Origin of the sequence: Gemmiger sp. An50, from assembly GCF_002161595.1 — a bacterium.
Taxonomy (GTDB): domain Bacteria; phylum Bacillota; class Clostridia; order Oscillospirales; family Ruminococcaceae; genus Allofournierella.
In genome coordinates, this window is the sequence record NZ_NFID01000024.1 from 1 (window position 1) to 25,918 (window position 25,918).

The 25,918-nt window shown below is 52.1% G+C and carries 21 protein-coding genes, 1 tRNA gene and 1 pseudogene; 8 read left to right on the forward strand and 15 right to left on the reverse strand.

Annotated features, from left to right (window positions below; genetic code table 11):
* Positions 1 to 214: 214 nt before the first annotated feature.
* Positions 215 to 1,246 carry a HAMP domain-containing sensor histidine kinase gene (locus tag B5G03_RS16055; protein WP_087182681.1) on the reverse strand — a complete coding sequence of 344 codons (1,032 nt, stop codon included), beginning with the start codon at positions 1,244 to 1,246 and terminating at the stop codon, positions 215 to 217.
* Entirely contained in the window at positions 1,243 to 1,914 is a 672-nt protein-coding gene (locus B5G03_RS16060) for a response regulator transcription factor (protein ID WP_087182682.1), read from the reverse strand. Before B5G03_RS16060 ends, B5G03_RS16055 begins: the two co-directional genes overlap by 4 nt.
* Before the next feature lie 242 nt (positions 1,915 to 2,156).
* Here B5G03_RS16060 and B5G03_RS16065 point away from each other — a divergent pair.
* Positions 2,157 to 2,789: pseudogene (locus tag B5G03_RS16065) on the forward strand (ABC transporter ATP-binding protein); the annotation flags it as partial.
* A 37-nt stretch (positions 2,790 to 2,826) separates the two neighbouring features.
* On the opposite strand, the gene vanT reads toward B5G03_RS16065, so the two are convergent.
* Genes vanT through vanG form a run of 4 tightly spaced genes read right to left on the reverse strand, consistent with a single transcriptional unit; the run spans position 2,827 to position 6,183 of the window.
* Positions 2,827 to 3,951 carry a serine racemase VanT catalytic subunit gene (gene vanT / locus B5G03_RS16070; protein WP_162613442.1) on the reverse strand — a complete coding sequence of 375 codons (1,125 nt, stop codon included), beginning with the start codon at positions 3,949 to 3,951 and terminating at the stop codon, positions 2,827 to 2,829.
* Positions 3,893 to 4,417 carry a serine O-acetyltransferase gene (locus B5G03_RS16075; RefSeq protein WP_087182685.1) on the reverse strand — a complete coding sequence of 175 codons (525 nt, stop codon included), beginning with the start codon at positions 4,415 to 4,417 and terminating at the stop codon, positions 3,893 to 3,895. The genes vanT and B5G03_RS16075 overlap by 59 nt, the downstream gene beginning before the upstream one ends.
* 6 nt (positions 4,418 to 4,423) lie before the next feature.
* Positions 4,424 to 5,149, reverse strand: coding sequence for a M15 family metallopeptidase (locus B5G03_RS16080; protein WP_087182686.1), 726 nt, complete (start codon positions 5,147 to 5,149; stop codon positions 4,424 to 4,426).
* Complete coding sequence (gene vanG / locus B5G03_RS16085; protein WP_087182687.1) at positions 5,146 to 6,183, reverse strand: D-alanine--D-serine ligase VanG; 1,038 nt, start codon at positions 6,181 to 6,183, stop codon at positions 5,146 to 5,148. Before vanG ends, B5G03_RS16080 begins: the two co-directional genes overlap by 4 nt.
* A gap of 266 nt (positions 6,184 to 6,449) precedes the next feature.
* Between vanG and B5G03_RS16090 the strand changes: the two genes are divergently transcribed.
* Positions 6,450 to 6,746, forward strand: coding sequence for a hypothetical protein (locus tag B5G03_RS16090; RefSeq protein WP_087182688.1), 297 nt, complete (start codon positions 6,450 to 6,452; stop codon positions 6,744 to 6,746).
* 233 nt (positions 6,747 to 6,979) lie between these two features.
* Here B5G03_RS16090 and B5G03_RS16095 read toward each other — a convergent pair whose 3' ends face one another.
* From B5G03_RS16095 to B5G03_RS16125, 7 genes are all read right to left on the reverse strand, one after another.
* The gene (locus tag B5G03_RS16095; protein ID WP_140401728.1) at positions 6,980 to 7,432 is read right to left on the reverse strand and encodes a hypothetical protein; all 453 of its coding nucleotides are present in this window, start codon (positions 7,430 to 7,432) and stop codon (positions 6,980 to 6,982) included.
* A gap of 236 nt (positions 7,433 to 7,668) precedes the next feature.
* Positions 7,669 to 11,646 (reverse strand): BPTD_3080 family restriction endonuclease, encoded by a 3,978-nt coding sequence (locus B5G03_RS16100; RefSeq protein ID WP_087182690.1) that lies wholly within the window; start codon positions 11,644 to 11,646, stop codon positions 7,669 to 7,671.
* The gene (locus B5G03_RS16105; protein ID WP_206423645.1) at positions 11,646 to 14,168 is read right to left on the reverse strand and encodes a site-specific DNA-methyltransferase; all 2,523 of its coding nucleotides are present in this window, start codon (positions 14,166 to 14,168) and stop codon (positions 11,646 to 11,648) included. Before B5G03_RS16105 ends, B5G03_RS16100 begins: the two co-directional genes overlap by 1 nt.
* Before the next feature lie 74 nt (positions 14,169 to 14,242).
* Positions 14,243 to 15,241: an RES family NAD+ phosphorylase gene (locus tag B5G03_RS16110; RefSeq protein WP_087182691.1), complete on the reverse strand. Its 999-nt coding sequence runs from the start codon at positions 15,239 to 15,241 to the stop codon at positions 14,243 to 14,245.
* A gap of 3 nt (positions 15,242 to 15,244) precedes the next feature.
* On the reverse strand, positions 15,245 to 15,463 hold the full coding sequence (locus B5G03_RS16115; RefSeq protein WP_087182701.1) for a helix-turn-helix domain-containing protein: 219 nt from the start codon (positions 15,461 to 15,463) through the stop codon (positions 15,245 to 15,247).
* Between the two features lie 212 nt (positions 15,464 to 15,675).
* Positions 15,676 to 16,581 (reverse strand): sigma-70 family RNA polymerase sigma factor, encoded by a 906-nt coding sequence (locus tag B5G03_RS16120; RefSeq protein WP_087182692.1) that lies wholly within the window; start codon positions 16,579 to 16,581, stop codon positions 15,676 to 15,678.
* A gap of 2 nt (positions 16,582 to 16,583) precedes the next feature.
* Complete coding sequence (locus tag B5G03_RS16125; RefSeq protein WP_087182693.1) at positions 16,584 to 17,708, reverse strand: DUF6076 domain-containing protein; 1,125 nt, start codon at positions 17,706 to 17,708, stop codon at positions 16,584 to 16,586.
* Positions 17,709 to 17,856: 148 nt separating this feature from the next.
* Between B5G03_RS16125 and B5G03_RS16130 the strand changes: the two genes are divergently transcribed.
* The 6 genes from B5G03_RS16130 (at position 17,857) to B5G03_RS16150 (ending at position 24,063) form a co-directional block, all read left to right on the forward strand.
* Positions 17,857 to 18,930, forward strand: a complete 1,074-nt coding sequence (locus tag B5G03_RS16130; protein ID WP_087182694.1) for an AAA family ATPase — start codon at positions 17,857 to 17,859, stop codon at positions 18,928 to 18,930.
* A gap of 202 nt (positions 18,931 to 19,132) precedes the next feature.
* Complete coding sequence (locus B5G03_RS16135; protein ID WP_087182695.1) at positions 19,133 to 19,444, forward strand: plasmid mobilization protein; 312 nt, start codon at positions 19,133 to 19,135, stop codon at positions 19,442 to 19,444.
* Positions 19,445 to 19,447: 3 nt separating this feature from the next.
* Positions 19,448 to 20,803, forward strand: coding sequence for a relaxase/mobilization nuclease domain-containing protein (locus B5G03_RS16140; RefSeq protein WP_087182696.1), 1,356 nt, complete (start codon positions 19,448 to 19,450; stop codon positions 20,801 to 20,803).
* 49 nt (positions 20,804 to 20,852) lie between these two features.
* Complete coding sequence (locus tag B5G03_RS17470; protein ID WP_162613443.1) at positions 20,853 to 21,029, forward strand: hypothetical protein; 177 nt, start codon at positions 20,853 to 20,855, stop codon at positions 21,027 to 21,029.
* An 81-nt stretch (positions 21,030 to 21,110) separates the two neighbouring features.
* Positions 21,111 to 22,769, forward strand: a complete 1,659-nt coding sequence (locus tag B5G03_RS16145) for a recombinase family protein (RefSeq protein WP_087182697.1) — start codon at positions 21,111 to 21,113, stop codon at positions 22,767 to 22,769.
* A 10-nt stretch (positions 22,770 to 22,779) separates the two neighbouring features.
* Positions 22,780 to 24,063 (forward strand): recombinase family protein, encoded by a 1,284-nt coding sequence (locus B5G03_RS16150; protein ID WP_087182698.1) that lies wholly within the window; start codon positions 22,780 to 22,782, stop codon positions 24,061 to 24,063.
* Between the two features lie 16 nt (positions 24,064 to 24,079).
* On the opposite strand, the gene B5G03_RS16155 is transcribed toward B5G03_RS16150, so the two are convergent.
* Both B5G03_RS16155 and B5G03_RS16160 read right to left on the reverse strand, forming a co-directional pair.
* Positions 24,080 to 25,723 carry a P-loop ATPase, Sll1717 family gene (locus tag B5G03_RS16155; protein WP_087182699.1) on the reverse strand — a complete coding sequence of 548 codons (1,644 nt, stop codon included), beginning with the start codon at positions 25,721 to 25,723 and terminating at the stop codon, positions 24,080 to 24,082.
* Between the two features lie 30 nt (positions 25,724 to 25,753).
* Positions 25,754 to 25,838: transfer RNA gene (locus B5G03_RS16160), tRNA-Leu, on the reverse strand.
* Positions 25,839 to 25,918: the final 80 nt, after the last annotated feature.

Consider the following 25,918-nt stretch of genomic DNA (forward strand, 5'->3'; position numbering starts at 1 on the left):
CTTGAACCCCCACGGTATCGCTACCACTAGAACCTGAATCTAGCGCGTCTGCCAATTCCGCCACATCCGCATATTCTCTTTCGCTTTGGCTGTTCACCTCAGCGACGTGTTTTATTATATCACGCATTCTACAAAATGCAACCCCTTTTTTCAAATTTTTGAAAAAATATTTTTTGCCCCTCCGTTCCGGGTCAAAACAGAGGGGCGGACCGGGTCAAGCTGTGGAATGGACGGGAAGCTCCAGCCGGAAGGTGCTGCCCTTGTCCAGGGTGCTTTCGGCGGTGATGGAGCCCCCGCTCAGTTCCACGATACGGTGTACTAGAGCAAGGCCCAGACCGTTGCCCACCGAGACCCGGGAGGAATCGCCCTGGTAGAACTTATCGAAGATGTGTCCAAGATCTTGGGGACGTATCCCTGCGCCCTCGTCGCGGACGGTCACGATGATGCGGCCAGTCTCCTGCGTACCGGAAATGAAGATCGCACCCCCGTCCCGGCTGAACTTGACGGCGTTGCTGATCAGATTCGTCCAGACATGTTCCATCATCTCGCTGTTGTTGCGGTAGGGCAGGCGGGGCAGGTCCAACTCGAAGATCAGCCCGCGGGGCGCCCACTGGCTTTCCAGCCGCAGCACCGAGGTGCGGATCTGTTCGTCCAGATCGTAGTCGGTCTGTTCGGCCACCAGCTTCTGGTTCTCGTAGCGGGAGATCAGCAGCACATTGCTGGCCAGTTTGGAAAGCCGCTCGGACTCCTCCACGATAAAATCCAGATATTCGGCCTGCTGCTCTTTGGTCAGCCCGCCCCGGCGCAGGCGGCGGGCAAAGCCGCGAATGGACACGATGGGCGTTTTAAATTCATGGGAAAAGATGTTGATGAAGTCGTTGCGCATCATCTCGGTGCTCCCCAACTCGGCGGTCATCCGGTTGAAGCTGTGCAGTAGCTCGGCAATGTCTCCGCTGCCGTTCTCCTCCACCCGCACGGAGTAATCTCCCCGGGAGATGGATTTTGTGGCCTCCACCATATTCTGAATGGGCTTTGCGGAGACCCGGCTGATAAAGGAGGAAATGGGAATGGCAAGCAGGATGGAGAGCAGCATGGGAATCCAGGGCCCCAGCGTTTTGTCTGCTTCCCAAAACCGGCTGGCCAGCGGCAGCCACACAAAAGCGGACACCAGGCCCGAAAGAAGATTGCTGACCACTACGCAGGCGATGAACCGCCAGCGGGTGGAGTCCACCAGCCGCCGGATCATAGCCGCACCGCCTTATAGCCCAGCCCGCGCACCGTGACGATGGAAAAATCCTGGTTTTCCTTGAACCGATCCCGCAGGCGGTTGATGTGCACGTTTACGGTGTGCTCGTCGCTGTCGGTGGCCAGATCCCAGATTTCGTCCATCAGCTGGCGGCGGGTGAAGGTCTTGTCCGGGCAGGAGAGCAGCTTATACAGAAGCTGGAACTCCTTGCGGGGCAAGTCGGTCACGGTGCCGCTCCACTCCACCGCCAGATCGTCGTAAACCAGCGTGGTGCCGCCCACGGTCAGGCGGCGGCTGCTGATGGCCTGGGCCCGGCGCAGCAAGGCCTGGATGCGCAGCAGCATCTCCTCCTCGTCCGCCGGTTTGGTCATGTAGTCGTCAGCCCCCAGCCGCAGCCCCTGCTTTTTGTCCGCCAGGGCCTCCTTGGCGGTGAGCGTCAGCACCGGCAGCTGGATGCCGGAACGGCGCAGCGCGGCCAGCAGGGCAAAGCCGTCCAGCCGGGGCATCATCGCGTCCAGTATGAGCAGGTCCACATGCTTTTTGGTCAGCAGCTCCAGCGCCTCCTGGCCGTCCGCTGCCGAAATCGGTTCATAGCCTGCGTCGGCCAGGGTATCCTCCATCAGCCGCCGGGTTCCTTTGTCGTCCTCTGCAATCAGGATGCGAAACATCCTTTCTCCGCCCCATCCTTTTTGTACTGGGGATATGATACCCTGCGTCTGCGAAGAACCGGTATGCAAATCGTGAAAATTTTTAGAAACCTTCGCCGTACCCCCGAAAACTTGACCGGAAGTTTATTTTTGCTCCCTATACTTTGGGTGAACCCGATCCCCGGTGTACAGCCGGGACGGGACAGATCAAATCCACAGGAAAGGATGAAATCACATGAAGAAAACAGACAAGGAGGCGCGCGATGATCTCCGTTGAGCATCTGACCAAATATTACGGCAATTTCCTCGCGGTGGACGACATCTCCTTCCACATTGAGGAAGGGCATGTATACGGCTTCCTGGGTCCCAACGGCGCGGGTAAATCCACCACCATGAACATCATGACCGGGTGCCTTTCGGCCACCTCCGGCCATGTGCGCATCGACGGGCACGACATCTTTGAGGAGCCGGACGCGGCCAAGCGCCAGATCGGCTATCTGCCCGAGCATCCGCCGCTGTATCTGAACGATACCCCCATGGAATACCGGCGCTTTGTGGGCGAGGCCAAGGGCCTGCGCGGCGAGGAGCTGGACCGGCAGGTGGGCGAGGTCATCCGCAAAACCGGCATTGCCGGGGTGCGCAACCGCCGTATTTCCAACCTGTCCAAGGGCTACCGGCAGCGGGTGGGCATTGCACAGGCGAATCCCAAGGTCATCATTTTGGACGAGCCCACCGTGGGCCTGGACCCGCTGCAGATCATCGAGATCCGCGACCTGATCAAGGAGCTGGGCCGCAGCCATACCGTCATCTTCAGCTCTCACATCCTGTCGGAGGTGCAGGCCATTTGTGACAAGATCCTGATCATCTCCAAGGGCAAGCTGGTTGCCTACGATACGGCCGCCAAGGCTTGGCTTTTTTGGCGGAAGGGTGTGGTTACTCCGTTGTGACAATGGGCAACCGGGCGCCCAATCGGGAAAGAATCTCGTTGGTGATTGTACCGCACTGCCTGGCCACATCTTCCGCACGGATCTGCTGCTGTCCGTCTGCGCCAATCAATGTTGCGGTATCGCCGGGCGTTACGCAGGGCAGGCCGGTCACATCCACCAGCAGCTGGTCCATGCACATGCGCCCCACCATGGGGCAGCGCATTCCATGCAGCAGTACCTCTCCGCCCTGCTGCGGCAGGCTGCGGGGCAGACCGTCCGCGTAGCCGATTGCCACCACTGCAAGCTGACGGGGCTGGTCGGCCCGGAATGCCAATCCGTATCCGGCGCCCTCGCCGGGCGCCAGAGTGCGCACACAGGTGACCCGGGCACGCAGAGAGAGCACCGGCTTTAGGTCCAGCGTTCGCGCCGTGGGGGAATCGTCGCTGCAAACGCCGTAGAGAGCGATTCCGGCCCGGGCCAGGGAACAGGGCTGAGGAGGCAGATTCCAGATGCTGTAGCTGGCCTGGATGTGGGTATCGCCGGGCTCAAGGCGATGGGCCTTGAGCCATTGAATTGTCCCGTAGAATCGGTCCAATTGAAGGCGGGTGAAGGCGACATCCTCCGGGGAAAGACTGTCCGATACACACAGATGGGAAAATACTCCCTCCACGTGCAGGCCGGGCAGCTCGTAAAGGCGGCGCAGCGCGTTGTGGTCCTCCGCTGGAATACCCAGACGGTGCATGCCGGTATCCAGCGCCAGGTGGACGGAGAGCGGCAGCTGGCAGCCAGCCAGCGCCTGCCCGTGGGCTGCATCTGCCACTGTTTGGGTGAGCTTCCACCGATGCAGCTGGGGGGCCAGCTCCGGCGGGGTGTAACCCAAAATCAGAATTGTTCCCTGAATGCCGGAACGCCGCAGAGCGATTCCTTCCTCCAGGCAGGCCACCGCAAAAGAGTTTATGCCCATCGTTTCCAGCCGCCGGGCCACCGGAAGGGCACCGTGCCCGTATGCGTTGGCTTTTACTACTGCCATCAGACGGCAGCCGGGTGCCAGAGCCGATTGAATCTTGCGGGCATTATGGGCCAGGGCGCTCAGGTCTGTTTCCCGCCAGGCCCGGCTTTTCTCTCTCGTCATGTTCAGTTCCTCTTTCCAGAATGCGGGGCGGCTGCGCCACTGCGGTACAGCCATCGGGAAGATTTTGCCGAATCACCGCTCCCGCTCCGATTTTTACGTGATTCCCAATTCGAATGTTCCCGACCAGCACAGCCCCTGCGCCGATCAGGCAGCCATCCCCGATGACAGGGGCCCGGCCATCCACCTCTCCGATGGTGACGTTCTGGTAGATGCGGCATCCCGTACCGATCACGGCAAACCGGGAGATGTAGACTCCATGCAGGCCGTGAGGCAGCACCGGCTCGCCTGCAATCACTGCGCCGGGTCCCACATAACCGCCATGGCGACGGGCGGAGCGGTTGAGCAAAAAGGTCCAGAAATCCCGGGTCAGCTTGTGTTCGGCACGGTTTTGCAGGCGGTACAGCAGCCAGAAAACGGCCATCTGGTCCCCTTTGGAGCAGGCAGTCAAAAATTCCCGGAACGGCATGCCGCCTCACCTCCAGTCCGTGACGATGTACCCGCCGCAGTTGTCCGGTGAGATCTGGCAGCGGCCCTCCGATGCGGCATCCAAATCCTCCCGGCAGGGCTCACCGCAGGATCGGATGCGATAGACGCGGGACACCGCCGGAACAAAAAGCGGCTGTTTGGAATGCTTCTGGCGCAGCAGCTCTACATATTCCTCCAGAACCAGGCACTGACTCGCCATGAACTGGGCATGAGGGATGCCCACATACCGAAAATGCCATGGCTCATGGGCGATGCCGGTGATGGATTCCTTTCCGGCCGGATATCGCAGAACGAAGCCATAGCAGGCCGCCAGCTTCCGGAATGCGCTGCACACGCCGGAATGGGGAAAATTTGGACGAATGAAATCGATCGTTTCTACGGCAAGCCCCAGATCAATGGCCAGACCGGTCTGGTGCTCGCTGCATCCGGGAAAGGCCACGTACTGGCGGGTGAAGGCCTCGCCCTCCTGGCGCATGGTGTCATCCCAAATGGCCTGCTGCTGTGCTAGGCTTCGCCAGCCGGATACGGGAACAATGGCGTTCTCTCCCTTTACTGCCCGGATGCAGGCACGAAGCTGCCCGGCGGCCTGCCGCTCCAGTTGCACCTCCGGCCAGCGCGGGTCCACACAAACCAGTTCCGGCGCGTCAGAGAGGGCAAGCGGGTGACCGGCATTCACCAGCAGCAGCGGGCCGGTTTGCGGAGGGCGGCTCATACGTTCACCCCGGTTTCAATGATGCGGCTGATCAGCGTGGTGAAATCCAGCCCGGCGGCCCGCATCATGTTGGGGTACCGGCTGTGGGCGGTAAAGCCGGGGATGGTGTTCACCTCGTTGAAGATGATTTCTCCCTCCGGCGTGAGGAACAGATCGACCCGGGCAAAGCCCTTGCAGTCCAAAGCCCGGTAGATGGTTTTGGCCGCCTGCTGGATTTCCGCGGCTTTTTCAGCGGAAATCCGGGCAGGGCAGTGAATGGCAGAGGTTTTCAGGGTGTACTTCTCCTCAAAATCAAAAAAGCCCTGCGAAAGCTCGATCTCATCCACTGCGCCAACGGTGAGCGATTCGGTGCCCAGCACGGCGCAGCCCACCTCAAAGCCGGGAATGGCCTCTTCCAGCAGGAGCTCCCGGTCGTTGGCAAACGCGCACGCTGCCGCTTTGGCTAGCTCTTCCGGTGCGCGAACCATGCTGACGCCAAAAGAGGACCCGGCACGTACCGGCTTCACAAAAAGGGGATACCCCAGCGACTGTGCGGCCCGCTGCAGCTCGTCCGCGTTTGTGCCGCGAGGAAACATTGCGCTGCGGGGAACTCTTACCCCTGCCAGCGCCGCAAGCTTGTGGGAACGGTCCTTGTCCATACACAGAGCAGAGGAAAGCGCCCCGCATCCAATCACAGGAACCCCGGCCAGCTCCAGAAGACCCTGAATGGTGCCGTCCTCGCCATTTTTGCCGTGGAGTACTGGAAAGGCGGCGTCAAAGCAAAGCTTGTCCCCGCTTCCGTCCAGCAGAAGAAGGGTTCTGCTTCCCCGGTCCAGGCACAACGTGCAGGGAACACAGGGGCCGTCCTGCCAGCGACCGTCGGGAATAGCGTCCAGATCGCCGGTATAATACAGCCACCGCCCCTCCCGGGTGATGCCCACCGGAACAGGCGAATAACGGGACCGGTCCATGTGGGTCAGCACAGCGTGGGCAGATTGAAGGGATACGCCGTGCTCGGTGGAACAGCCACCAAAGAAAATCAAAATTCGTTTCATTTCAAAACCTCCCGAAAAAAACTTGTTCGGATGCAAAAATCATATCAGAACAAGGCGCGCCGGTTGTTTGCTTTCCCTTTCGGAAATCCTGCGATTTTCTGCAAAATTTCTTGCGATTTTCTTATGGGACCGGCGCAGCGGTCTCCGGCGGTTTCTTGACAACAGAGCAGGATGGGAATAAGATGTTGGCATATCGAATAGAAGAAGGTCAATAGAGACTGCAAAGGATTCTGCGCGGCTTTGATAAAGCAGGAAGGGGATTTGTTATGAAGCAAAGAACGGCAGACACGCCGGTGAAGAAGGAGCGGGACAAGCAGATCGATACCAGCTCCAAAAGTGCGGGGCTGAATTTTATGATTGCAGCCACCCAGGTGCTTACAGTGCTGTGCCTTGTGAAGGGGAATCCGGCATGGAAGGGAAGTCTGTCACTGCTGTTTCTTGGTGCGGCAGCCCAGTTGTTTTACAAATATAATCCGTATGGCGACAAGCCCTATGCCTGGGTTGGGACCGGCACAGGACTTGTCGGGGCTGCACTGCTGGTCTGGTTTGCGGTGACCGGGTGATTTTTGTAAGAGAATCAATTTGTGCTGTTGTCCATGCACGTTATCTCCCTCGAAGCAAAATGAAAGCCGGCGCAAAGACTTCTCTTTGCGCCGGCTTTCATTTGTAAAAATGGTCAAAAAGTAATTTCCGGAAAAACGGAGTAACTCTGGAATAGATTCAGCTGTTTAACAGTGGTATCGAGCATATACAAGAACTTTAAGGGGAATTTTGCGTGTGATAGGGTTGTTTGCTGTCAGGAAAGAACCGGCAGTTCGCTCTCTGCTGCGGGCACGGCTTCATAATCGCAGTTGCTCCAACTGGCTTCGATGTCCGCGGAGGTAAAAAAGTCCTGCCCGGTGCTGGTTGTGCGGATACGCCCGGATTTAACAGCAATGGAAGAATATACGATATCGTAAACCGTTTCGTCAAAAAGCCGGAAGCGGAAACTGGTGGTTGAGCCGCCAGCCACCGGCTCGGTTTTTTTGTCCGTTACCGAGAGGCCCTCAAATGTATCCACCAGACCGGCAATGTCCTCTGGCTGTGTAACAGTCTTCTTTTCTGCATCGGCGGGTATAACGTAGTGAAAGATCTCTACACTTTCCACGTCAGAAGCAGTGAAAGCAAGGGCAATATGTTCGGTCCGGGCACATCCGGTCAAAACGATGCCCAATAGAACGGTAAGAACAAAAGCGATAGCTCTTTTCATAGCACTTCACCTCATTTGGACGTGTGGAAACTTCCTGCCTACTTTCATTATATCATTTTACAGACAAAGCGCAAAACGAACAGAAAAAAGCCCAGCCAACCGGCTGGGCTTTTTGGTGCGGATAACAGGACTTGAACCTGCACGTCTTGGACACTGGACCCTAAAGGTGATGTCACCTTAGTGATATATTGTTTACAGCAATCCACAGTTAGAGCAAGAAATTAACGATGCTCCCTTTACAATGTAAGTGTGATGTTTGTTCCGATCACATCTGTACGATAAATCTGAAAGCCTTCCGTTTTCAAGCGGTTCATTACCTTTGGTAGGGGATGACCATAACTGACTCCATCTGTGGATATGATTGCAATTCCGGGTTTACAGATATAAATTGGAGAGGGCATTTGTCCGGCGTTTCCGCCATGGTGCGGAACCACCATATTTAAAATTAAATCTTTATCTGTATTTGGATACATATCCTCAAATATTTGCTTATAGGTATGGTCTGCCGTAAGCAGGGCACATTCCTTTTTGCTGTGCACCTCCAAGGCTGTACCCGAATGATTTAAGGATTTCCTTGCTTCGCCAATGTACAATCTGTAACGCTGCCCGTGACAATAGTTTTTTAACCGGCTGGAACGTTGGCTGCTGCGGGGGGGAACAATTGCTTCCGTTTTCTGACAGCACTTATAAATACGTTTCGCAATATCCAAGCTTGTAAGAGAAACTAACTGGTTTGGAAAATGCGCTGTTCCAAGTTGCGACAATTCTGTATCGCTAATATTTCGCAGCAGATTATAGTGATCGCAATCCCAATGGCTGATAATGAGGCTTGTAACTTTAGCGGAAGGTTTGACAAGTCCTCCATTTTGTTTAAGGCATTCAGCACGTTCCTGACTGCTTGCTGAAAGAAATGTTCCGCAATCAAAAATAGTATAGTTTCCCGCCGTGTCAAAAATTTCATTCCAGCTTCCCTGACCGACACACATAACACTTAATGAAAAGTCGGAGCCTAAGTTTTCCAAAGATGCTGGCGTACCTTTCCACGTAGTTGGAATTGATTTGATTTCGTGATTCCTTACTTCCCGTCGATTCTGTATGGCCTTGAGCATAAAATTAGCTGCGCTATCTGTATAACGGGTCGAAATCAAATCAGAGTCTTCTACAGGCGATTGTCCTGGTGCAGACCATAGATCCTCATATGTGACCTCAACTACCATGCCGTCCAAAGGTTCTTCTGTCTCCAGCGCAATTCCCTCAAATACAAGAATTGTTGGGGTTCCCTCTTCCAATCTATAGTCCAGCGCAACGTTTTCGTGAAATTTATACAGCAAAAAATCCCGCGCCTCCATAAAATCGAGGAACAGCATTTTTCGTGTTGGGTCATAGGCCTCGATGTAGAGACGTACGTTTTGCGGCTGTATCCCCAGTTGAGAGTTTTCTAAATGCTTTTGGATAATTCCATCTACATCTGCCACATTATAGGATACATCGTTGCACCAAATGCCAAATTCACCGCATTGATTTACAGCTGCTATCCATTCGGCAAGTGCTTTGCGCTTTTCTTTGTCTCTGCGGGTCTCTTGCCCCTTTGTTTCCAGAACCAGTGTCTTACCATTATCCAGTTTAACAAGAAAATCGGGAGTGTATTTTCGAACTACGCCATCAAATACATACAGAATTTCAAACCCCAAATGGTCATTCTTGGCCCAAGCAGTAACATGAGGGTTTTTCTCCAATACATAGCTTTCGGTTGACTCCCAGGTACTGTCAAACACACAGTGGCTGATTTGCGAATGCTTGGTGATATAGCAGGGTTTGCTTGTAAACCAGGTTGGCATATCACTGGTAGACCGTACCCGTTTGTTTGCATCAAAAATAGGGACGATTCGTTTTGTTTGCTCCAGTTTGATAAAGCCCCACAGATGCTGCACGATTTTATTCATATTCATCATATAGATGATGCGCTGTCTGACAGGATCTGTGTTAAACAAAGGGGGATTGATGACGATAGCACCGGATTTCAGATATTCTTCAACAAGGCGAATCACCTGTCCAAGCAAAGCGTATTTCGTTCCCTCGCTTTTCCAGGCTGATTTCATCAGATCATAAACTTGTCCAGAGGCCTCAAAAACGATACGCTGCATTCGAAGTTCTGCGTCAAGTTTTTGCAAATCGATTTCTGTACATTTGGTTAAATCTGTTTTGCCGTCAATGATGGGGGCAAGGTCGGCACGCAGACGAGTATCCGAAGCTTCCAGTACCAGTGTTTCGATTTTACTCAAATCTACAGATAATTTAGGCCTGAATTCTCGATCAATGCGGACAATGTTGGGCCAGCTGATTTCATAGTTCATCCTGTCCCGCAATGATTCCACCTGTGTTTTGGGTGGCGTAGTTGGCGCTGCTCCGGTTTCATCAGACTCATGAGGGAGGAAGGTAAAGGGAATGCCGAAAATATTTACATATTCCGCCGTAAACATATCGCTGCCTTCTGCCAAATCATAAGAAGTGCGGCGCAATCCACGGCCAACTACCTGTTCGCAGAGCAACTGGCTGGAAAAAGCACGCAGGCCAAGAATGTGGGTAACCGTTTTTGCATCCCAGCCTTCCGATAGCATACCAACAGAAATCACATTTCGGATTTGCTCGCCCCGTTTGCCACGTTGACCAACTGTATCCACCGTTTCGCGCAAAATGGCGGCAGCTTCTTTTTTGCTCAATTTCCGCTCGCCGCCATCTTCATCGGTATCACCGTGGTCAGGTGCAACGGTGCCCTCCGCTTCATCCATAGTTTTGGAGTCGATGTGAATGGTCAACTCCGGCACACACAATTCCGGAACGGGAATTCGCTGGTGATCAAAGGCATACTTGATACGAGCTGCCGTTTCAGTCCGGTTTGCTACCGTGATCATCACAGGAGGAACAACAGCGCCGGCTTCTTTCCATGCTTGGTACAGAACCTGCCAGTCCTTGCCCAAAAGATAGTAAGCCTGGGTCAGCAAATCGGGCAGAGGCTCTTCCGGAGGTGCCGGACGATTGATATCGTCTTTTACTGTTTCATCTGCATAGATGTGATATAACTTGGAGCGGAAAGTTGCGGCATCCGGCATCCCATCATCCCGCACGACAACACGTGGTGTTTTGACCAGACCGGACTCAATGCCATCGTTCAATCCAAAGTCACTGACGATCCATCCAAACAGAGCTTCCTCGTCGTTTTTCTTGCCGGAAGGAGCAAACGGAGTAGCCGAAAAATCATAGCAAGTTAAAATACTTCGGGTTTTGTGGATGCGATCCAGCCCGCTAATCCAAATCGTGGCCTCTTGCTCCGCTTCTTTCTGTTCCTTTGTCAGTTTCCCCTTATTTTCGGGATTTTTCCGCCACGCATGGTGCGCCTCATCGTTTATTACCAGAATATTTTGCGCGTTAGCCATCTCTCCCAACACTTCACGGGTATAGGCCTCGTCACTTTTGGCACCCCGTTTATCTACGCTTCTGCGCTTTTTGATGGCTTCTTCACTGTCCCACGCCAGCGCCTGCCAGTTGGTGATTAAGACTTTGCCTTGGCGCAGCTTGTCCATCAAACCGATGGGCACCACATTGAACTGCGTGTAGTAATTATCCTCGCCACCGGTTTGCAGCACCTGCAAACGGCTTTTGACGGTTAAGCCGGGAGCCACAATGAACACATTTTTGGAGAACCGTTTGTCCTGAGGATAGGTAGCTTTGTTACATACCATCCAGGCAATCAGCATGGCCATAACTGTGGTCTTTCCGCCGCCAGTGCATAACTTGGTGCAGATTCGGCGGAATACCCCCCCATCACCGGGAATTTCAATACCGACCTTATCGGCTTCCGGTGCTTCCGTAAGCCAGATAATAGTCTCAATGGCATCCATCTGGCAGAAAAAGAATTGATACTGCCGGGCATCTTTATCATTCCAGTGATCCAGCAGTTTTTGAGTTACACCTGTTACACCGGGATAACCTGCCTGCCGCCATGCTTTTACACGGGGGCGGATTTTATTTACCAGAGGCAGTTCAATAAACTGCCCGATGTCATTGTATTGGTTGGAACCCTGGCCGGCGATGAAATAACCAGCAGGTCTCCGCCCAGGCTCCTTTACGAAAGTTTGACCATTCAGGTCGTATTTCCAGTGATGCGCAGGCTCGCGAAAAGCGGAGTTGATAATAAGCTGATCAATACCTGCCATTATTCATCACCTACCTTTATCACTTTCAAACTTTCGATTCCACGGTCATCGATGATTTTTACTGCAATCTGAGTGTTTGGCTGTACTGTAAACCAAAGAGACTCGTTGCCGGCGTATTTTTCAATCAGGTCGGGGTCAATCTCTGCTTTCAGCGTTTTGGCCAGCTTGTTCCAGCCGTCTTTCTTGCCGCCCATGGGGAAAAAGACCTGCTTGGGCTCAATGCACATTCCGTCATAATCTGTATCCAACATCCACATGGCAATGCGAGCAGTGCTGCCGGACTCTACTGTACCTTTTTTTACATCGTAGTAATCGAACCCGTTTACCTTGACCTTGTAACGGGTTTTGCTGCGTTTATCGGGAATCAACTCTACATCCGGCTGTCCCACCAGCCAGAAGGATTGGTCGGAAGAACGTTTTTTCTTCAAATCGTCGGTCATCAGGTCTGTATTCATCTGTGCTTTCAGCACCGTAAGGCCAGGCCAGTTCAGTTCGTCAATGTCCTTAGCAGCTTCCGGATCAAACTGGAAAGCAGCAAAGATAATCAGCTTGGGAGAAGGGCGCAGGGTTTCCACTTCATCCAGAGCCATAGACACCATGCGGGAGTCCATGGGTTTCGTTTCCCCGGCAAAGCAGATGACCGCACGGCGGGGTACGTCCTCCTTGGTTTCTGCCTCGGCTTGCAGGAACTTGGTACCGGATAGGGGTTCCACACGGCTGAATTCCAAACGGCTGCCGCCCCGACCCATAATGCCGGTGGCCAGCAGCTGGTCACGCCAGCTGGTCTGTTTGGCCGTGGAGTCCTCGTCCCAATCACTCACATCATCCAGTGGCTTTACTACGGGAGCAGGCAGAGCTTCCACGGTGAAGGGCCCGGTGATACGGACCTTGCCCTTATCGATCTCCGGCTGATCATACAGGGTTTCCGTTGCGGGCGGTTCATTATTAGCGATGGATTTCAGGGTAATGTGAGGTACAGTCTTATAGACAAATCCGCTGCCCACACCCTGCTCTGGGTGGGCCAGTTTATAGTAATCAAAGGTGGCCGTCATCAGACGCTGCTTCGCCAGTGTGATGGCCACACGGGAGGTGTCGCAGGTGATCCAGCGGCGGCCCCACTGCTCGGCTACATAAGCAGTGGTACCACTGCCACAGGTAATATCCAGAACCAAGTCACCGGGGTCAGTGGTCATGAGCATACAGCGTTGAATTACTTTTGTATATGTTTGTACGACATAAATATTTTCTGTTGCGAACGTGCTCTGGATCGTGTCATCCCACCAATTGGTTAATCGACGAACCGGAAAATCAGAGGAAAACCTTTTGTATGCAAGTGTTTTCCCAATGCCACATACTCTGTCTCTGGCAATTAAGTTTTCCATTCCTTTTTCATTTGTTTTCCAATAAGTATTGGCTGCTGGGTAATAAGTTTTGCCTTGAAACTGTACCCCAAAACTGGAGTTGTCACCACCGCTTTGCGATGTCAACGCAGCTGTTCTGAACAAAACACTTCCTTGCGGTATTATTCGACTTCGTTTTTCTTCAGATGTAAGTTTCCGCTCGTTGCCATCAGCAGTTTTAATCCATGTATACAGGCTAAACTCATCAACTTGAGGCAGATACAGTTGATGATACTTCAAAAAAGATTTGTCCTTTGCATATTGAATAATATAATCATTAACATTGTCTAAGCCAGCGGATAACTTTCCGCTGGTTTTTTTAAATGGAATCAGGGAAACAAAGTTGTTTTCTCCAAATATTTCGCTACATAATTCCCGGATGTGATGTACATTTTCATCACTAATCTGCACAAATACACTGCCGCTGTCTGCCAGCAGTTCCCGTGCCAACAGCAGTCGATTTCGCAGATATGTAAGATAAGAGTGAATGCCCAATTCCCAGGTGTCCCGGAAGGCCTTGATCATCTCCGGCTCCTGGGACAAATCTTCATCCTTTTTATCCTTCACATCCCGTTTATCCACAAAGGGCTGGAAGTTGGAGCCGTACTTGATGCCATAGGGAGGATCAATATACACCATCTGTACCTGCCCGGCCATGCCCTCTTTCTCCAGCAGAGAATTCATGATTACCAGGCTGTCTCCGGCGATCATCCGATTGGTCCAGTTGACGCCATGTTGGTAAAACTCGATGGACTCCCGGCGGCGGCGCATCCGCTCAGCAGGGGTTTCCGCTTCAAACATGGACTGCTGCCCCACAAGTTGTCCTTCCAAGGCCTCGGAATACTCCTTCATAACATGGGAAATAATGCTGTGTGGCTTGATGGACTCGTGAATATGGATAGAAGATGTGGGCACTTCAAAACTGGTGCCCTCGGCTTTACCCGCCCACTGGAGCGTGGGGTCAAGATGTGGGTCAAACTGATAGGTTTTTATTTTTTCTTCTGCCTTATCATGCTGGGCCATACCCACTGGTGGGTTGTTGGTGCGTTTTTTATCATCGTGAGTATACGCCTCTACATCGCGCATTTTTTCAGCTTCGGTCAGTTTTTTCGGCCGTGCCATGATTCTTCCTCCTAATTCAGATCATATGAAACCTGAGAAATTCTATATAACTTGGCAAATTTGCGTAATCGGTGTCAACTGATTTCTTCGGTCCCTTTGTTAGGACGGCAAGGGTCAAATGGCTGAATGCCAATATTTATTTTTCCTATTTGAATCAGATCAGATGACAACGCCTCACAGGATTCTGGTTGAAATACAACAACATTCACACCATTTTCTTTCAGTGAGCTGCGGAATCGGATACCGTCAAATCCCAACTCTTTAATTTTCTCCGTAAGAAATTGCGTGGGAATGTATTTTCGCGGATCATCAGCGTTTGGCATAGAGAAATGATCGCTGATACAATCAAACAGACTCGGTGCCTCATATTTGGGACCTTCAAATTTTGCTGGAAAACGGCGGGTTAAATCATATAGCTTCAGATCTTTTGTCGTTTGGAAAGTTGCTACGCTGATGTACTGTCCAATAATCGGGCGCATTTCATAACAAGCAGTATCAGCATCTTCTGCAAGGTAAAGATAGCGTATGAAATCAGGGTTTGCCCTTCCGGCCTTGATGCTGTCACAGCTCGGAGCGCCGGAGCCATCGGCATCAAAACCTTTGAACTGCCTGTTTTCCCAGTTTTCAAATGCGGTCTTTATGGGATGAAGGGTTTTAAGCGGAAAATCTTTGCTTACAGAATATAGGTCGGGGAAAAGGGCACGGAAGAATAAGTCTGGAACTGTGCGGAATTGATCCAACTGCTTTTCTGTTTCATCCTCTGGTGTGTTGTTGTTTTTCAAGAACTCGCGTATTAACTCTTCGTAAGGTGATTTTTCGTATTTGCGTGCCCTGAAAAAGAAAGTACCTTTTGGCACAATATACTCCACATCATCGGCCTTGTTAAGAATTTCCTTCAACACATCACTGCTTGATGAGAATCTGTTTTTATAAACGATGTCGTGTGAAAACTCCTCCCACAAACGCTGATTTGGATAGTCTGATTGGAGTAAATAAAAAAGGAGTATCCACGCATACCATTCTGAATCTTTTGCTTTTTCGTTCAAGGAACGGTTATCAGGGATGATTTCCATGCATTAACACTCCTTTTGATCATCAAAAATGAAATCCATAATATCTCCGATATTTACGTTCAATACAGCACAGATGCGTCCCAAAACATCAAGGGAAACATCTTCATCTCTGCGCAATTTGGTCATTGTGTTTGGCGCAACATTAGCGGCTTTTCGCAAATCGGAAGCAGTCATTTTTTTGTCGATCAAAAGTTTCCAAAGTTTGTTGTAGGATACTGACATGGATACAACCTCCCGACCGCAGAATTCAAAATCTATCATATTTATTATATTCTGCTCAAAACACTTTCTCAAGAGCAAGTCGCAATATATTGAGAGGTGCTCTTTTGCTTTTGAGCGTTCAAACCAAGTGCACAAAGCGGAGGAAGTAAGGCTCTGCTGCTGTCAAAGTTCTTCTTGTTCGCACGATTGCTGGAGGATGTGATACACGCAGTTCAGCGCAGTGACCTTACCCAGAAATCCTTGGATGCTTGCTGTTTATCCGGCCAAGTGACTTGAGGTGAACAGTATTCCTTTGCCTTGCAAGCCTCACGGCGGGTGTCTTGTATCAACTTCTGGATAAAGAGCCACTGACCGTAAGTGCCGCCGTTCAACTGCTTTCTCAGTTTCCGGATGGCGGCCTTATACGCTTTCTCCGCACCGCTGGGGCCGTTGTAGTTGAGCCGGATGGCCAGCTCCTGAAAGGTCATGCTCTGCTCGTTGGGCTGGTCAATCCCCAGATAGCAGCGTACCAAGTTCAGTTCTCTGGGGCTCAGCACTTCCTCCATGCGCTGGAGGAGCAGCGTCCGGCGCATGGAACGGTCATAGGCTCTGGCCGGGTCGCCGCCATACCCCAGGTCAAAGACGCCTTCGCCCAAACACTCAACCTGAAACACGGTGCGGTATTCTTCCAGCAGACGCCTGGCGACTTTGGCAGAGACCGTCAGCTTCTCCTGAATGGCCGGCAGTAGATCCGTTTCGACATCTCGCTCATGGGTGGCATAGAGGAAAGCCACCTGGCGCAGCTGGCGGTAACGGTCCAGCGGGAGCGACAGAGAGAAAGAACCCTGGGCGGCGCAGTCACGCATGGCCGTCTCGATGGCGGAGGTCGCATAGGTCAGCAGCTTGGTCCCCATGGATGGGTCAAACCGCCGCGCCGCGTCCAGCAGCGCCAGCGCACCCTCCTGCTTGAGGTCGTCCACCAGAAAGTCCTGAGAAAACTGCTCGCAGTAGCTTGCGGCCAGCATGGTCAGATATCCCTCGTTATGGGAAAGCAGGAGCGGTGCGGCCTGCGGATCGCCATTCTGTATCCGTAGGGCAAGCTCCTCGTTGCTTGGACAGAGATCGTCGCAGCGGTACATACTCACGGCTTCTCCTCCCGGGCAAGGCGCACTCTCGCCTGGGCATAGATCGCTTCCTGCTCCATGTCGTGCGCATAGCCGCTGGCGGCATAGTCGTTATCCATGAGCGCCTTATCCCGCAGCCTCTCCGCCACATACAGCGCTTTATCGCGCAGCTCGTCGGAGATCTTTCCTCTCTGGTGATGCTTGCGGATGGTGTTAGTGCGGGTGGTGAACAGGCGGTAGACAGGGTGCTGTTTGTTTTGCTCCTTCTGCCGCATCATAGCGCCGTACTGCCGGCAGGTCATACGGGGGTCCTGGGGCGCAATGCCATCGCAGTATTTTGGCGTATGGCCGTTGGTGGTGAGAAAGTATGTCCCGCAGCCACAGCACCGGCTGGGGGCATGGCCGTGCTGCAGTCCGTTCATCAGGTCAAAAATGTAGAAGCTGATGGCATGGTCAAAGAAATACCGGTTCACAAATACGGTTTCCTTTTCCTGTTTCGGGTGTCGGGCAAAGACATAGGAGGATCTCAGCTTCGGTGTGATGGTGAATGGCTCAACATCCGGCACCGGCAAATCCCGCATCATATCCCAGAACCATTCGCTGTTGAAGCAGTCGTAGGCGGCCATGGCGAAGAAGGTCTCCGTCCGCTTCTTCAGCCGCCGCAGATAGCCCTCCTCAAAATATCGAGCCGCCACAGCGAAGTGCTGTATGCCCAGGGGGATGCTGAAGGCAGCCACCAGATAGCGGAAGAAAAATTCCCGGGCGGGCGAAGCCGGCTTCAGCAGGTCGTTGTGGGATGCTGGGGAAAACAGCACCTCCAATGTATGCTGTTCCTGCGCTTTGTCCATCAAGCTGTACGGTGGACAGTGCCACAGGGCATCCAGCAGCTTCTCCAGAGAGGCGCGGGTCCCCTCCAGCAGGTTGATAAATTCACCTCGCCCGGCCAAGGCCAGGGTCTCCACCTGATGGCTGATGGCGCCGCCGTGGGTGACCAGTTCCCGTATGGTCTCCTCGGGGACATTCAACAGTTCGGCGGCAAAGTGGCCGGCCGGGTAGACGGTCTCGTTGAAAAAGATCTGATTCTGCCAGACATCCATTGTCAGGTGAAGGAAATTGTTGTTCTGCCTGATCCCCAGTGGCATAGGGCCACCTCCTCTGTCCTATATCTGTTTTCGGCCTGTCTTGCGATATTCTCATTTTATCAAAATCCCCCCAATAATCAAGTGAAAGGACAAGAGCCGCGGTGGCCGCGTGGTCTCTGTCCTTATCTTTTTACAAGGGGATGATCCTATGAGTAAAACAAAACGACTGCAAACCATCGACGGCGAGAGCCTGATGAGCCTGCCGCTGACGCCGCTCAACTTCGTGGTGGACACGCTGCTATCACAGGGGCTGCACATCCTTGCCGGTTCTCCCAAGGTGGGCAAATCCTGGCTGGCCCTGTGGCTGTCCGTCATGGTGGCCAAGGGCGAACCGGTCTGGGGGATGTCTGTGAAGCAAGGCACTACGCTCTATCTCTGCCTGGAGGACTCCACCCTCCGCATCCAGAACCGGCTCTTCGAGATCACGGAGGATGCCCCCGCCAATGCCCACTTCACGACCCAGAGCGACATTCTGGGCAAAGGGTTGGAGGAACAGCTCCGCACCTTCCTTGACGAACACCCTGACACGGTGCTGGTCATCATCGACACGCTGCAGATGATCCGAGGGACCAACTACGATAACACCTACGCCAACGACTACCGCGACCTCTCTGCACTGAAACGGATCGCAGATACCCACGGCATCGCCATCCTGCTGATCCATCATCTGCGCAAGGAAACCGCCGACGATGTGTTCAACCGCATCTCCGGGACCACCGCCATCAGCGGTGCGGTGGATTCCAGCTTCACACTGGTGGAGGAACGGCGGGGCAGCGGCAGAGCGAAACTCTCCTGCATTGGCCGTGACATTGAATACCGGGAGCTGACACTGGAGCGAAACGGTGAAAATGTGTGGGAGCTGGTGTCGGACAGCCGGACACAACCGGAGCTGCTGGGCGATCGCATCGTCTATCTTCTCTCTGAACTGATGGGCGACCGAAGCGAATTTATCGGCACTCCCACGGAGCTGTCTGAACGAATCGACCCTGTGGGTGTGGAACGCATGTCACCCAAGAAAGTATCCCGACAGATTCTGCAAAACCTTGACGCACTAAGGAAAATCGGCATTTCGGCTGTGGTGCGCCGCAGCAACGGAAGGCGGCTCATTGAGCTGCACCGTGCCGAAAGTGACGATGCCCAGGGTGTCCCGGCGGTCGACCCTGTTGACCCTGCCGGGGCGCTGTGCAGCGATTTGCGGGCGATTTTCGAGTATGGCGAGTAAACCCCCGCAAAGCAAGAAAAACGCCGTGTTGGGCCGTTTGTGGCCGAAGGAGGAGCGTGGGTGTCCGGCGCAGGGAAATCACCTCCTTGGAGGTGGCCAGCATCGCGTTTGTCTGGTCGTCGGCACAGCCGCCGCCCGCCTTCCGCTTATTTGCGGGGCGTTGCCCCACACCCCATTTTTACGAAAGACTGGAGGAAACCACATGAAAAAGGATATTAAATTCAGCACCCGGATGGCATCCGCAGACCGGGAGGCCATTAAGGAATTGGCGAAACGCTCCGGGATGTCCATGAGCGACTATGTGACGGCCTGCTGTCTGGGAAAGCAGGTGGTGGTCATCGATGGACTGAAAGAAGTGCTCAAGGAGCTGAAGTCCATCGGCAGAAATCTAAATCAGCTTGTCACCCTGGCGCACATGGGACGCGTCACGGTGGTCAATCTGGACGGCGTACGCCAGGCGTTCTCTGAACTCTGCGCTGCTGTCCGGTTGATCCTGGAACGAAAGCGGTGGTGAGGAATGGCGATCATCAGCTTCACCAACTACAAGCGGGGCCAGACCACAGGATGCATGGGAGCCGTGATGCGATACACCATGCAGAACAAGAAAACTGAGTTCGAGGGGCGGCAGTTGATTACAGGAATCAACTGCCAGCCGGAATCTGTCTACGCGGACTTCATGACCACCAAACGATTGCATCACAAAACGGATGGCGTGCTGTTCTACCACATGGTGCAGAGCTTCCCGAAAGGCGAAGCGGTCGATCCGGTCACCGCTCATGCGGCGGCATTGAAGCTGGCTGAGTACTATGAGGGATACGAAGTCCTGGTCTGCACCCACACAGACCGGGAACACATCCATTCGCACTTCCTCATCAACTCGGTCAACTTCGATACGGGAAAGAAACTGCACATCGCAAAGGAGCAGCTCCAGGAACTGCGGCAGCGCAACGATCAGGTCTGCATGGAGTTTTCTCTCCCTGTGTTCAACCCCACGGACAGGAAAGAGAAGACCAAGACGATGTCCATCGGCGAGTATCACACGGCCGCCCGTGGCCAGAGCAAGAAGCTGCAGCTCATGAATCTCATCAACGACTGTATGCGCCACGCCTCCACCCGTGAGGAATTCATTGCGCTGATGGAGAGCGAGGGCTACAAGGTACGTTGGGAAGCGTCCCGACGGAATATCACCTACACCGCACCCAGCGGCTGGCAGTGCCGAGACCGCCTGCTGTTTGGGGACAAATATCTGAAGGAGAATATGGAATATGAATTCAGGATCAGAGCAGAAATTATCCATGGACGAGCTGTTGGAGAAGAACCGACCAGCGCAGATGGTACAGACCACGCCGCAGCCCCCGGCACAGGAGCTGACACCGCCTCCCGAAGTGCATCCCACGAAAGCGGAGTGGGAGGATCTGCAGAGCGACCTCTACACACTGGGGTATCACACCGAGAGACAGACTGGCTATCTCAAGAAAGTCAGCGAACTGCTGGCGCAGCTCCCGACCCGGACGCAGATGGACGAGCTGCTGAAAGCGGTGAAGCATCTGGAGCAGATGAACGAACAGGCTGGGAAGCGGAACGAGAAGCGTTTTTCTCTGCCCGGCATCAGACTGCCCAGACTGCGGCTGTCGCACCTGGATGGTCCCACATGGGCGGTCCTGCTGATGGGGACAGCAGCATTGCTTCTGCTGTGGTGGGGCTTGGATACCGTCTGGAGCAATCTCAGTCTGATGCTCCCGTGATGGACAGTACCACAATGCACCCGCATACAGACAGGAAAACGCTCCGTAAGAAGCAGCAAAAGAAAATCGCCCAGGGCCACGCCCAGGACGATCACGAAGAAGAACAAACTTGGCAGCAGACCATGTGACGGTCTGCTATTTTTATTGCCCGAATTGGTTTCGGGGGAAAGGAACGCTATGGGTAGAAAGAAAAAAGAATCCAACATCAAAAGTGTCATGTATTCCTATGTGGGGACGGATGACCAGTTCGATCACTTCCTGAAAATGATGATCCACGACTATCTATCTGTGGATGATCCGTACACAAATCAGCCTGCTGATTCTGTTGGTAAGGTAGAAAATGAAGCGGCCTGATTGGTTTTGATAGCTATTCAAAAACTTGTGTGCTATGGTGTGTCGTGAATAATCGGCACACCATAGCGGAAAGGAACGATTATGAAAGTCTGGCTCTATTACCGCTTGTCCAGAGATGAGGATGAAGAACTTAATTCTCTGAATAACCAGAGAAAAATCATATACAACTTTGCGGTCAGTAATGGCCACCAAGTGGTTGGCGAATCCTTCGATGACAATGTCAGCGGTATGCACTTCAACCGTGAGGGCATCGACAAAATCTATGAGGTGGTCGAGGCAGGGGAAATTGAAGCCATCATCGTCAAAGATCTGTCCCGCCTTGGCCGGCACCGGACACAGACCGCACTCTTCATTGACTACCTCCGTGAGCGCAATGTGCGGGTCCTGTCCGCAACGGAAAACATCGATACCTTTAACGAGAACGATGATCTCATCATTGGCTTCAAGGGACTGGTCAACGACTTCTACGCCCGTGATGGCAGTCGGCGTGTGCGAACCGGTTATCGGCAGAAGCAAAAGGAGGGCATCGTGACTATTCCGCCCTTCGGATATTTTAAGGACAAGAACACCAAAAAGGTCGTCGTTGTTGAGGAAGCCGCCGAAACTGTCCGCATGATTTTCTCCGCCTATACCGGAGGCAGTGGCATGAAAGCCATTGCCCACACATTGAACGAACAGAGAAGAAAAACGCCCGCGCTCATGCAGATGGAGCTGTTAAACAAGCGATTGCCTAATACGCAGGATGGGATTCTCAAGAAATATCTGTGGGACGCGACGATGGTTGGTCGTATCCTTAAGGATGAGAGCTACATCGGTACGCTGATCTGCCACAAGAGCGAGCGCAATAAAATCAATAAGACCTTCCGCTTCACCGACCCGGAGGAGCAGTTCCGCCATGAAAACTATCTGCCGATGATCGTGACCCGTGAGACATGGGAACTGGCGCAGACACTTCTTGCGGAGCGCAAAGCAAAAAATACCCGGGCGGGTACCAACAAGGGTATCCTTCGGTACGGAGGCCTGCTGCGCTGCCAGGACTGCGGCCGGACTTTCGTCGGCAAGCGGATTAAGCTGAAGGACGGTGAACGGGTGGTCTATGTCTGCGACACCTACCATCGGTACGGCAAGGAATATTGCTCCTCTCACATGGTGGATGAGGAAGCGTTGGATCGCCTGATCAGCGCAGAGCTCCTGCGGACAAAGGAACTGTACGAAGAAAACTGGTCAAGACTGGAGTGGTTCATTGAAAAATGGACGCCCAAAGCCTCCATGGCCAGTGCCAAAATAAGCAAACTGCAAGAACACATTCTCCTGCTGGAGGATGAAGTGGAGGTGATCTTGATGGAACGCATCCGAGACAAGATCAATGCGGAACGCTATGACCGAATGATCGCAAAGCGTGAGGAACAGATCGCGGTAGCCAAAAAGCAGATCGAGGAACTGCAGAACATCTCAGAAATGCTTCGCAGCCGCCAGGCCAAGCTAAAGCGAGACATCAGCCTGATCGACGATATTCTTCAAGACGGCAAAATGTCGGAGGCACATCTGAAAATGCTGGTTGAAAAAATCCTTGTTCATGAGGAGGATGGTAAGCTGGATTTAGAGATCCGGCTGAAAGCGCCCTTCCGAGATCATCTGGACATCTTCGAAAATGGGGAGCAAACGGACTCCATCCTCTCTGCGGATTTCGATTATGACCGGCTGGGCGCAATCATTTATGGTGACTACTATGCGGGATAGGTGATAACAGATGCGGGTATGGCTCTATGCGCGACTGTCAAACGATGATGATCAGAAGATGAACTCGCTCCTGAACCAGCAGGAGATCTGCCATGGCTTTGCCGAGCAGCACGGATACACCATTGTGGGACAGTCTTCCGATGACAATGTGAGCGGCATGAAGTTCAACCGCCGTGGGCTGGACGAGCTCACGGCGGCTGTGGACGCTGATAAAATCGACGCTGTCATTGTAAAGGATTTGTCCCGACTTGGCCGCCATAAGACCCAGACCGCATTGTTTATTGACTATCTGCGGGAACATCAGGTGCGGGTGATCTCCGCGACAGAAGGGATCGATACCTTCCGCGACGAGGATGATTTGATCATCGGCGTCCGTGGTCTGATGAACGATTACTACGCCAGGGACATCAGTAAAAAGATTCGGGCCGGGTATCGTCAGAAACAGCGGGAAGGTATTGTGATCACACCGCCTTTTGGCTATCGGAAAGATCGAAACACCAATACGATCGAACTCCACCCGGAGGCGTCGGAAACCGTGCGGATGGTCTATTCTCTCTACTTACAGGGGCATGGGCAAAAAGAAATCGCCCGCAGGCTCAATGCGCTGGGGCGAAAGACGCCGGCGCAGCTCCGGGCGGAGCAATGCGGCAGAGAAGTCTGTGCGGCAAGCAAAACCAAGGATGGGCGCTATGTATGGACGTATGCGAGTGTAAAAAACATCCTGGTGGAGGAAGCCTATACCGGGGTGCTGATCAACCACCGGTCTGAAACCAACAGTGGCAAGGCGAAGCGATTGGAGCAGGCGGAGTGGTACCGGCACGAAAACTTCTTTCCTGCCATTATTGAGCGTGACACCTGGGAGAAAGCTCAGCAAAAACTGAAAGCGCAGGCCCGCCCGGCCAATGGCAATAAGGCCAAACACCGCTACGCCGGACTGATTCTCTGCAAAGAATGCGGCAACCCCTTTGTACCGATGATCCGGTACTGGAACGGCAAGCAGCGTGTGGAGTATGTTTGTAAGGGCTACCATCGGAATGGGAAAAGCTATTGCAGTTCTCACCGTATCCATGAGGAGGTGCTGGATGCAGCGGTGCAGGAGTTTGCCCAGACCATGCGGGTCTGGATGGCCGAGGGACAGAAGGAACTGAAGCAGAAGCAAAAAATGTGGGCGTTGAGGAAACCAATCCTCGACACCCACATTTCATCGTTGCAGAAAAGAATTCAGGAGTTGGAACAACAAGTTGATGAAATAATTATAGAAAAAATAAATAGTAATCACTACAGTGGCCGCTAAAACAGGGAATAGAAACTTACCGCTTAGCAATGCCAACAATATGTTTACATGCACCTCTGTGAATTACCAATTGCGGATCAACTGCGTTATCAAAACGCGCCCACGGCAATTGGTATGTCTCATCAATTGCTTTTACCTCACGGTAATGCCAATGCATATTTTTTCGTTCGTAACCCACTATCTCTGTCCATCCAATGACATCAAGAGAAAATAAAAAGTCTATTAGCTCTCGATGATTCTTGAAGATGTCACGGAATGCGGGATAATGGCTGCAATGTTGTTTATAGAGTGATTCAAATCTATTTTCCGCGATAATATCTGTGTTTATGGTCTTTACAAGTTCAAAGATGCTTTTGATTGTATCGTTGGAAAATCTAAACATCATTTCTGATTTTACTTGGTCTGTATAGTAATTAGAATACTGAGTGATAAGTTCAGAAGAGTCTAAAAGTGTGGAGTTTGGGTTTGCAATTCCTCGCTTTTTGCACTGTACTTGAATTAATTGCAACAGCTTTACAATATCTCGCGGACGCAATCTTGATAACCGTTGGATATACATATCTGCTTTTAGGGGGCGGTTCTTTGGGTATGGCATAGTAAAGCCTAAATAGATGTCAGATGGTTTCTTATCACTTAGCCCATCCCAACCCAAAACACGATTCATCATGTTATACAGTGCAGAATAGCGGAATTCATTTTCGTTGCTATACGTCCAATCCAGTTCGACGCAGTTATCATTGATGCAACTTGTGACATTCACTAAATTTGAATTCAGAAAAATATCAGTTCTTGTAAGTGCAACAATTTTTAAATTGCACTTATCTTTTCGCTTGATATTGCCCAGCAGTTTAGTGTTTAACTCAAAAACAGCACGAACCAGTGCACCAATACACTCGCCATATTCAATTGGATCAATTCCGACTGGACGCACGTCAAGTCCATCAACGAATAGATAATGGTTATACTTCAACGAGACTTTTTCAATCGTTTTTCGAAATGCATTTATCGCTCGTAACCATGTATCCTTGTAGACTAAACTTGTTTGTTCTATGGAGCTTCCGTTTTGCTCGGCAATTTTGTCTTGAGCGTTGCCGCCATACGAAAGGGAAAGCGGTGTATTGCGCTCAGTGGTGCCAAAGTTTACTTGACTGTTGATATAATGCGTAACCTCTGCTTGCTTGGAAAAACTATCTATTACAGTTACGGGATTAAATGAATCACTTGTAACATCGTCTCCAAAGAACTCGCTAATTGTATCCTGAATTTCTCTAAAATTTTTTGTCCTTCCCCAAAAAGTTATCTCTTCAGCATCAATTCCTAACAAAAACTTCTGCAAAAGAATTACTTTCCACATGGTAAGATATTCGGTAAAATCCAGATGATGAGCTACTTTCATTCGAATTAATCTGCCGTAGTCACCAACATCAATAGTATATGATTTGGAAAGTGTGTTTTTGCGAATGCCTCCGCACATATAGGCGGCATAGAGAGTTTTACCGCTTCCCTTTGAACCGAGAATATAGTAGGTGCTTGGCTCAAATATACGATCGTACCATTCTTTATCGATGTATATAAAATCGTCTATCTGAGCCTTTGTCTGGTTTTGATAGTAATTGTCTGCGGCTTCTTTTGGAAATTCTATATCAATAAAATTTTTCATTTATTCACTTCCAAATTATAATCAAGAAATTGGTACGGGTAGTGGGGGTCGAACCCACACGGATCACTCCACTGGAACCTAAATCCAGCGCGTCTGCCAATTCCGCCATACCCGCATATTCTATTTCCCCTCTGTTTTTACTCAGGGAGGGGATACCCGAGGCGGAGCATTGCGCTTGATCCGCATCCATAAAAA